Origin of the sequence: Streptomyces sp. NPDC088554 (genome assembly GCF_044752945.1) — a bacterium.
Lineage (GTDB): Bacteria > Actinomycetota > Actinomycetes > Streptomycetales > Streptomycetaceae > Streptomyces.
The window spans coordinates 1-6,944 of the sequence record NZ_JBIVMF010000072.1 but is presented as its reverse complement, the minus strand read 5'-3'; the positions used below and the strand labels follow the sequence as shown (position 1 = coordinate 6,944).

At 67.5% G+C, this 6,944-nt stretch carries 10 protein-coding genes; 4 read left to right on the top strand and 6 right to left on the bottom strand.

The window, feature by feature from the left end; translation table 11 throughout:
- Nucleotides 1–21: 21 nt before the first annotated feature.
- Together ACIP8W_RS31680 and ACIP8W_RS31675 are read right to left on the bottom strand one after the other, a co-directional pair.
- Nucleotides 22–273: a DUF4158 domain-containing protein gene (locus ACIP8W_RS31680; protein ID WP_402205843.1), complete on the bottom strand. Its 252-nt coding sequence runs from the start codon at nucleotides 271–273 to the stop codon at nucleotides 22–24.
- A gap of 555 nt (nucleotides 274–828) precedes the next feature.
- Nucleotides 829–1,077 (bottom strand): hypothetical protein, encoded by a 249-nt coding sequence (locus ACIP8W_RS31675; RefSeq protein WP_402205841.1) that lies wholly within the window; start codon nucleotides 1,075–1,077, stop codon nucleotides 829–831.
- A gap of 104 nt (nucleotides 1,078–1,181) precedes the next feature.
- On the opposite strand from ACIP8W_RS31675, the gene ACIP8W_RS31670 reads away from it, so the two are divergent.
- The 3 genes from ACIP8W_RS31670 to ACIP8W_RS31660 are packed head-to-tail and all read left to right on the top strand — an operon-like array spanning nucleotide 1,182 to nucleotide 2,300.
- Nucleotides 1,182–1,820 carry a Scr1 family TA system antitoxin-like transcriptional regulator gene (locus ACIP8W_RS31670; RefSeq protein WP_402205840.1) on the top strand — a complete coding sequence of 213 codons (639 nt, stop codon included), beginning with the start codon at nucleotides 1,182–1,184 and terminating at the stop codon, nucleotides 1,818–1,820.
- A complete protein-coding gene (locus ACIP8W_RS31665) occupies nucleotides 1,769–2,065 on the top strand; it encodes a Scr1 family TA system antitoxin-like transcriptional regulator (RefSeq protein WP_402205838.1) in 297 nt (98 codons plus the stop codon). The genes ACIP8W_RS31670 and ACIP8W_RS31665 overlap by 52 nt, the downstream gene beginning before the upstream one ends.
- A 22-nt stretch (nucleotides 2,066–2,087) precedes the next feature.
- Nucleotides 2,088–2,300 carry a DUF397 domain-containing protein gene (locus tag ACIP8W_RS31660; protein WP_402151051.1) on the top strand — a complete coding sequence of 71 codons (213 nt, stop codon included), beginning with the start codon at nucleotides 2,088–2,090 and terminating at the stop codon, nucleotides 2,298–2,300.
- An 18-nt stretch (nucleotides 2,301–2,318) separates the two neighbouring features.
- On the opposite strand, the gene ACIP8W_RS31655 is transcribed toward ACIP8W_RS31660, so the two are convergent.
- The 4 genes from ACIP8W_RS31655 to ACIP8W_RS31640 all read right to left on the bottom strand — a co-directional run bounded on the left by ACIP8W_RS31655 (nucleotide 2,319) and on the right by ACIP8W_RS31640 (nucleotide 5,496).
- Nucleotides 2,319–2,978 carry a hypothetical protein gene (locus tag ACIP8W_RS31655; protein WP_402205836.1) on the bottom strand — a complete coding sequence of 220 codons (660 nt, stop codon included), beginning with the start codon at nucleotides 2,976–2,978 and terminating at the stop codon, nucleotides 2,319–2,321.
- Between the two features lie 55 nt (nucleotides 2,979–3,033).
- Nucleotides 3,034–3,435 (bottom strand): hypothetical protein, encoded by a 402-nt coding sequence (locus ACIP8W_RS31650; RefSeq protein WP_402205834.1) that lies wholly within the window; start codon nucleotides 3,433–3,435, stop codon nucleotides 3,034–3,036.
- Between the two features lie 142 nt (nucleotides 3,436–3,577).
- Nucleotides 3,578–4,276, bottom strand: a complete 699-nt coding sequence (msrA, locus tag ACIP8W_RS31645; RefSeq protein WP_401956183.1) for a peptide-methionine (S)-S-oxide reductase MsrA — start codon at nucleotides 4,274–4,276, stop codon at nucleotides 3,578–3,580.
- Between the two features lie 116 nt (nucleotides 4,277–4,392).
- Nucleotides 4,393–5,496 carry a hypothetical protein gene (locus tag ACIP8W_RS31640; protein ID WP_401956184.1) on the bottom strand — a complete coding sequence of 368 codons (1,104 nt, stop codon included), beginning with the start codon at nucleotides 5,494–5,496 and terminating at the stop codon, nucleotides 4,393–4,395.
- 178 nt (nucleotides 5,497–5,674) lie between these two features.
- Between ACIP8W_RS31640 and ACIP8W_RS31635 the strand changes: the two genes are divergently transcribed.
- Nucleotides 5,675–6,847: a cystathionine gamma-synthase gene (locus tag ACIP8W_RS31635; protein ID WP_401956185.1), complete on the top strand. Its 1,173-nt coding sequence runs from the start codon at nucleotides 5,675–5,677 to the stop codon at nucleotides 6,845–6,847.
- Nucleotides 6,848–6,944: the final 97 nt, after the last annotated feature.

The following is a 6,944-nucleotide window of genomic DNA, read 5'->3' as shown; positions in this document are numbered from 1 at the left end:
CGGAAGCCTGAAGAACTCCCATCATCGCAGGTCACAAGGCACTTCCTCGTTCTCCTGAAAGTTATCCACAGGCATCACGTCGGTGGATCGAGGCTTAGCTGGCTTCCAGTTCAGGTACCGCATCACCTCACGCAGATGCCCAGTACGGGTCCGCTTCCGCTCGCCGTAGAACCGCAGCTCACCCACGGGAAACCGCAGTTGCTCAGACAGCCGGGCAACCGCCGCCGGGGGCGCGGAGGCAACATCATCCGGGACGAACCCCAGCCAGGACAGGGTGCATAAACTGGACCGCCAGCCCCAGCCTGTCTTTCGAACTACGGCCGCGGCCCGGATCGATAAACCCCACGTCCGCCGGCGTCAGCGGAAGAACCGGATCAGCCCCTCCTTGTTGATCTCCGGAAAGCCGCGCAGCCGCATCAGCTCGTCGTCCGCGAACACACGGGTCGCCACCGAGTACCCCCCACCACGACCACTCGCATGCGGCCGGGACCTGTCGTATCGACGGCTTACCGCATTGCATGGTGAACGACCCGGCCGTGCCTCAAGACACGGCGCAAAGGCTGCTGATACCGCCAGCTACGAGTGGCCGGTGGGCGCTGAGACGCCGATAGCCGGGGCGGAGGTCACCCGGACACATCACAACAGCTCAGAATCCATCGCAGCAATATCCGTTGTTTCTGCGGCGGATACTACGGCGACCTCATTAGGCGGCAACACTGGAATCAGCTTCCGGCTCCGCCTCCGCCTCCGGGGACACCCACACCACCCGGGCACTGATGTCCCGCCCCGCCCCGAACATCCGCACCACCCACTCCAACGACCGCACACTCATCCGCCCCCACTGTCCACCCGGACGACCTCGGCCCCGTCCTCGAACGCCATCCCCCAGGCGGCAACCCGAGCGTCGGGCCCATCGGGGTCGCTGTCGCCGGGCTCGTACGACTGGACGATGGCGAAGAGGCGGGGCGCGGTGGCGAACACCAATTCGTCGGTGAGGGTGGCGAGTTCGCTTGAGGTGAGGGCGGGGTCGAGGGGTTCGAGGGTCGCGATGGCTCCAACTGTGAGTGATCTCTGCACTGCGATACGTGACGCTATGGCGGCATGGGTGTTGCGAAAAAAGTGGGTCTTCCATTTTTCGCTCGAATGGGTCACCTCGTGGCGGTCGTGGACAGGGAGTGGTTATGACGCAGGAGCGGTTCGGTGGGTCGTCCGTGGTGCGGCGCTGGCAGCTCGCGGACTCCCTGAAGGGGCTGCGGGAGAAAGCGGCGCTCACCCAGGAACAAGCGGTCACCGAACTCAAGAAGGGCACCGGCCGCTGGTCCGCCGCGAAGCTCTCGCGTATCGAGACTCGTGTGCACCGGGTCAAGCCGCGCGAGGCCGAGCAGTTGCTGGACGCGTACGGTGTCACCGATGCCGAACTCCGCGACAGCCTGGTGCGGTTGTCGGCCATGTCCTCGGAGTGGGGGTGGTGGGTCGGGTTCGACGACGAACTACCCAAGGCGGTCAAGCCGCTGCTCAGCATCGAAAGTGGCCTGGTCGGGCTCCGCGACTTCCAGCCGCAGTTCCTGCACGGGTTGTTGCAGACCCCGGACTACGCCCGTGCGCTCATGAACGCCGTGTCGCCGGGTGCGTGCCGTCCGGAAGAGCTGGAGCGCAGGGTGGCCGCCCGAATGATCCGGCAGCATGTGCTGCTCAAGGAGCCGCAACACTCGCCCACTTCATCATTGATCAAGCTGTCCTGGAACGGGTCATCGGGACACCGGAGATCATGCGTGGTCAGTTGCGGAAGCTGCTCGATACAGCGGACTACCCCAATGTGACACTTCAGATCCTCCCCCGCGAAGCAGGTGGAAGCCCCGGGCTGGAGGGCCCGTTCGCCATCTTGACCCTTCCTGACCCCATTCCGGACATCGGCTACACCGAGGGACCGGCGGGTATGGTCTATGTCGAGGATCGCGACCGAGTTCGAGCTTGGACACTACGTTTCGGCATCCTCACAGAGTTGGCGCTCCCATGTGACGACTCCCTGGACGTAATTACCGCAGCGATGAACTTGTTGGAATGAGATAGGGCGGGAGGGCGGGCAGATGCCGCAGGCGCACCTGGCGACGTACACGCAGTGGCGTAAGAGCAGCTACTCCGGCGGCAGCAACGGCGGCGGTGGTGACTGCCTCGAAATCGCCGTCCTCCCGGACGGCCACGTGGCGATCCGGGACAGCAAGGACCCCGGCGCGGGGGTACTGCTGTTCTCCCGTACGGGCATGGACACCTGGCTGACCAGTGTGAAGGCGGGCCGGTAGGCGCTCTGTTCGGGGCGGTCACCAATCGGTGAGATTGATCAAGCGGCGGCAGTGCGGGTCGTCGATGTCGCCCGGGACGGTCCGTTCCGCCTCCTCGATCAGGGAGGGAAGGGCTGCGAGGAGAGCGGTCAGGGCGCCGGACGGGCGTACGTCGACGGCAATCACTTCGGTGTCTTCTTCGTGGTCGACATACAGGCGCATCCGGTCGGGGCTCCGGAGGAGGAAACCCCTTAGCCGTGGGTCGGGTTGTTCTTCGGTCCAGGGGTAGGTAAGGGTGCGCAGAATGGTGAAGGCGTTGTCATAGGCCCCGGGCCCGACGGGGGCGATCTGCGCCGGATCCACATGGACCAGGGGCATGCCCATCACTGTGTCGACGCGGCTGCTGGAGAAGATCTGAGTGCCGGTGTTCAGGGCGCGCACGATGCCGAGGATGTCATTCGGGCCAGCTGGTTCCTCCGGATCGTCGACAGTAATCAGAGGGATCTCCCAGGCCGTCACATCATCGGGAGTGCTCGTGCGTTGAGGGCCAGTGACGATGCGGACAGCCGCAATGGGGGGAGGCGAGGGCAGGACGCCCCGGATGAAACGGGCGTTGGGCAGAGGGGCCTGGATGTGGTGGAGCAGCAGGCGTGTGATGTCCGCCTGCTGCTCCGCGATGTCGCCGTACGCGAGAGTCACGCGTCAAACAATGTCACTGATTAAGCCAGTTCGGGCACCTGTTCACGCCTTTGCATTAGGCGGTGATGACACCGATCTTCTGGCCTGAGCCGGCGTTGTAGTCTCCGTCTGCGGTCTTGCGGGTGTACTGGACGATCACGATGACTTGCATGCGGCTGCTGCCGTTCCAGGCGTAGGCCCAGTACTCAAGGCGGGCGCCGTTCTTCTTGTCGGGCTTACCGTCGATAGCGCCATTGACGATCTTGCATTTCTTGATGTTGTGCGGGCCGGAGAAGTGATTCCAGCCGAGCTTGCTGTTGCCGACGCGGGTGTGGATCACCCGGTCGTCCCAGTCTTTCTGCTTGCACGTGACGGTCTTGTCCCAAACCGGTGTGGCATGGGCGGGTGTAGTCAGGCTGCTGGCGAGAAGAGCTGTTGCGGCAGCTGTGGTTGCCGCCCCCGTTGTGATCCCCTTCATGATCTGACCATTCCGCACATGGTCGCCGTGTACCCCTCTTTACCGTACTAAGTGGCGGTTTTTCGTGCCCGGGGCCCGTTGAGGGCGCCCGGTGGTGAGCCCCCGGCGCGGAGCGCAAGCCTGGATCCCCGGCCCCTGGTGGTCACTCGGCCGGGGCGATCCCCGTGGGGCAGGCGCGCCCCCAGTTGGTCTCGGACGGGGAGTCCAGAGCGACGCCCGTCCCGCCTATTCCGCAGTAGCCGTCGGGGTTCTTGTCCAGGTACTGCTGGTGGTAGCCCTCCGCCGGGTAGAAGGCGCGGCCCTCGGCGGGGAGTATCTCCGTGGTGATCGTCTTGTAGCCGGACCTGGTCAGCACCTGCTGGTAGGCGTCGCGGGAGGCGGTCGCGGTGTCGGACTGGGCGGGGGAGTGGGTGTAGACCGCGGAGCGGTACTGGGTGCCGACGTCGTTGCCCTGGCGGAAGCCCTGGGTGGGGTTGTGGGACTCCCAGAACAGCTTCAGCAGCTCGGCGTACGAGACGACCGCGGGATCGAAGACGACCCGGACCGCCTCCGTGTGCCCCGTCAGCCCCGAGCAGACCTCCTCGTACGTCGGGTTCGGGGTGGTGCCGCCCTGGTAGCCGACGAGGGTGGTCCAGACGCCTTCGCGCTGCCAGAACTTGCGCTCCGCGCCCCAGAAGCAGCCCAGGCCGAAGTCGGCGGTCTCCAGCCCCTCGGGGTACGGACCCTGGAGGGGGTTGCCCAGGACCGTATGGCGGGCGGGGAGCTGGAATTCGGGCTCCGGGCGGCCGCGGAGGGCCTCTTGGGGTGTGGGCAGCTGAGGAGTGCGGTTCGTCAGGAACATGGGTGGCTCTCCTTGGGTCGGATCCTGCCCGAACAACGTAACGCCGGGGTCTGACATTCCGGCTCGGAGGCCGGGGCCCGGCCTCCGAGCCCCGGGCGGCCGACGGCCGCGCCCGCTCAGCGCGGGAGCGTCGCCGGGCTGCCGCCGTTCGACTCGTACCCCGCCACCGCCAGCGCCCGGTACACCGCGTACTGCGCCGCCGGGTCCCCCTCCAGTGTCCAGGGCAGCGCGCCCACGTGGCCGTCGATCCGTACCAACTGGTGCATCGCCTCCGACCAGCGTTCGGACCGGACGAGGAAGAACACCAGCAGATGCCGCACATGGACCAGCATCGGGTCGTCGGGCCGGGCGGACTGGACCGCGTAGAGGGCGCCCTCGATGGCCTTGGACACCACGGCGCTCTCGTAGAACCCGCGCACGAGATTGATCTCGGGCAGATGCTCGTACACCGCGAACAGGGGCAGCGCAGACAGGAGCGACCCCTGGGGCGCGCGGGCGGCGGCCGAGGTGGCGAACCGGTCCGCCTCCTCGCGCGAGCCGTGCCACTTCTCGCACCAGTAGTGCAGTGCGGCCAGATGCGCGCCCATATGCGCCGGAGCGCGGTCGATGATCTTCGCCCAGAGCTGGTCGAACTGCTCGTGCGAATAACCGAGGCCACGTGCCACCGCCAGCTCGGTGATGTACGGCACGGGGTCGCCCGGCGCGAACAGGCCCGCCTGGGCGCAGACCGTACGGGCCTCCTCCAGGATGATCCGGAAGTCGTCGGTCCCGGCTGCCGAGGACCGCCACGCCTGCTGGACGAGGAATTCCGCGTGCACCGCCGCCCCGCCCGGGTCCTTCGGCGCCTCGGCCCGCCAGGCATGGAGCCAGGATCCCCCTACCCCGGGCTTCTGCTGAAGCTCCAGCGACGCGGCCCCGGCGAACGCCTGCACGCGCTGCCAGCGCACCTCGCCCTCCTTGGGGGTGCCCGCCAGCAGCTGCGCGGCGGCCCGCCACTCCTGGGTGCGCTGGACCACGTCGAGTACGTCGAGGAGATCCTGATCGGGGCCCGGCAGCCGTATGTCCAGCTCCTCCTGGCGCACGAATCCGTACGCGGCGGGGTCGGCGGCGTCGGGCGATCCGGGCGCGACCTGGCGGATACCGCCCGCGCGGCGTCGGGCGATCGGGACGATGACCGCGGCCAGCATGGCCATCGCGATCAGGAACCAGAGAATCTCCATGCGCCCATTGTCCCGGACACGGGGAGAGACCGACATAAGCCTGTGGAGAAACGGTTCCGCAGGGAGCGGGGAACCCGGGGGAACCCGGAGGAAATCAGGCCGACCGCGGACACGGTCCGTGCCGGTCCGAACCCGTGCCGATACGGACTGGTCCGTTCCGGCGCTACGCTCGGTACCCATGAGCCACCAGCACTTCAGCGAGCAGTCCGGCGAGCGGCACCACTTCGAGACTCTCGCCATCCACGCGGGCAACACCGCGGACCCCCTCACCGGCGCGGTCGTCCCCCCGATCTACCAGGTCTCCACCTACAAGCAGGACGGCGTGGGCGGACTGCGCGGCGGTTACGAGTACAGCCGCAGCGCCAACCCCACCCGTACCGCCCTGGAGGAGAACCTCGCGGCCCTGGAGGGCGGCCGGCGCGGGCTCGCCTTCGCTTCGGGTCTCGCGGCGGAGGACTGCCTGCTGCGCACGCTGCTGGCCCCCGGCGACCATGTCGTGATCCCCAACGACGCCTACGGCGGCACCTTCCGGCTCTTCGCGAAGGTCTTCTCCCGCTGGAACATCGACTTCTCGGTCGCGGACACCTCCGACCCGGCGGCGGTACGGGCCGCCCTCACGCCCCGTACGAAGGCGATCTGGGTCGAGACCCCCTCCAACCCGCTCCTGGGCATCACCGACATTGCAGGTCTCGCCGGGATCGCGCGGACGGCCGGGGTGAAGCTGGTCGTCGACAACACCTTCGCCAGCCCGTACCTCCAGCAGCCGTTGGCGCTCGGCGCGGATGTCGTCGTCCACTCGACGACGAAGTACATGGGCGGGCACTCCGACGTCGTGGGCGGCGCGCTGGTCGTCGACGACCTGGAGCTGGCCGAGGAACTCGCGTACCACCAGAACGCGATGGGCGCGATCGCCGGACCGTTCGACGCGTGGCTGGTGCTGCGCGGGATCAAGACGCTCGCCGTCCGTATGGACCGGCACAGCGAGAACGCCACCCGGATCGCCGAGATGCTCACCCAGCACCCGCGCGTCTCCAAGGTCCTCTACCCGGGGCTGCCCGACCACCCGGGCCACCAGGTCGCCGCCAAGCAAATGAAGGCGTTCGGCGGAATGATCTCCTTCCAGGTCACGGACGGCGAGGAGGCGGCGGTCGAGGTCTGCGACCGTACGAAGATCTTCACCCTGGGCGAGTCCCTGGGCGGCGTCGAGTCCCTGATCGAGCACCCCGGCCGGATGACGCACGCCTCGGCGGCGGGCTCACCGCTGGAGGTGCCCGCGGACCTGATCAGGCTGTCGGTGGGGATCGAGTCGGTCGACGACCTGCTCGCCGACCTCAAGCAGGCGCTCGGCTAGTCCCAAGGCCGTGAAGTTTGCGGGTTGGGTTGGGTTGTCAAGGGCCTGCGGGCGCGAGGATTTCGATGCGGGTGGTGGCTTTGTAGCTGGTCCGGTC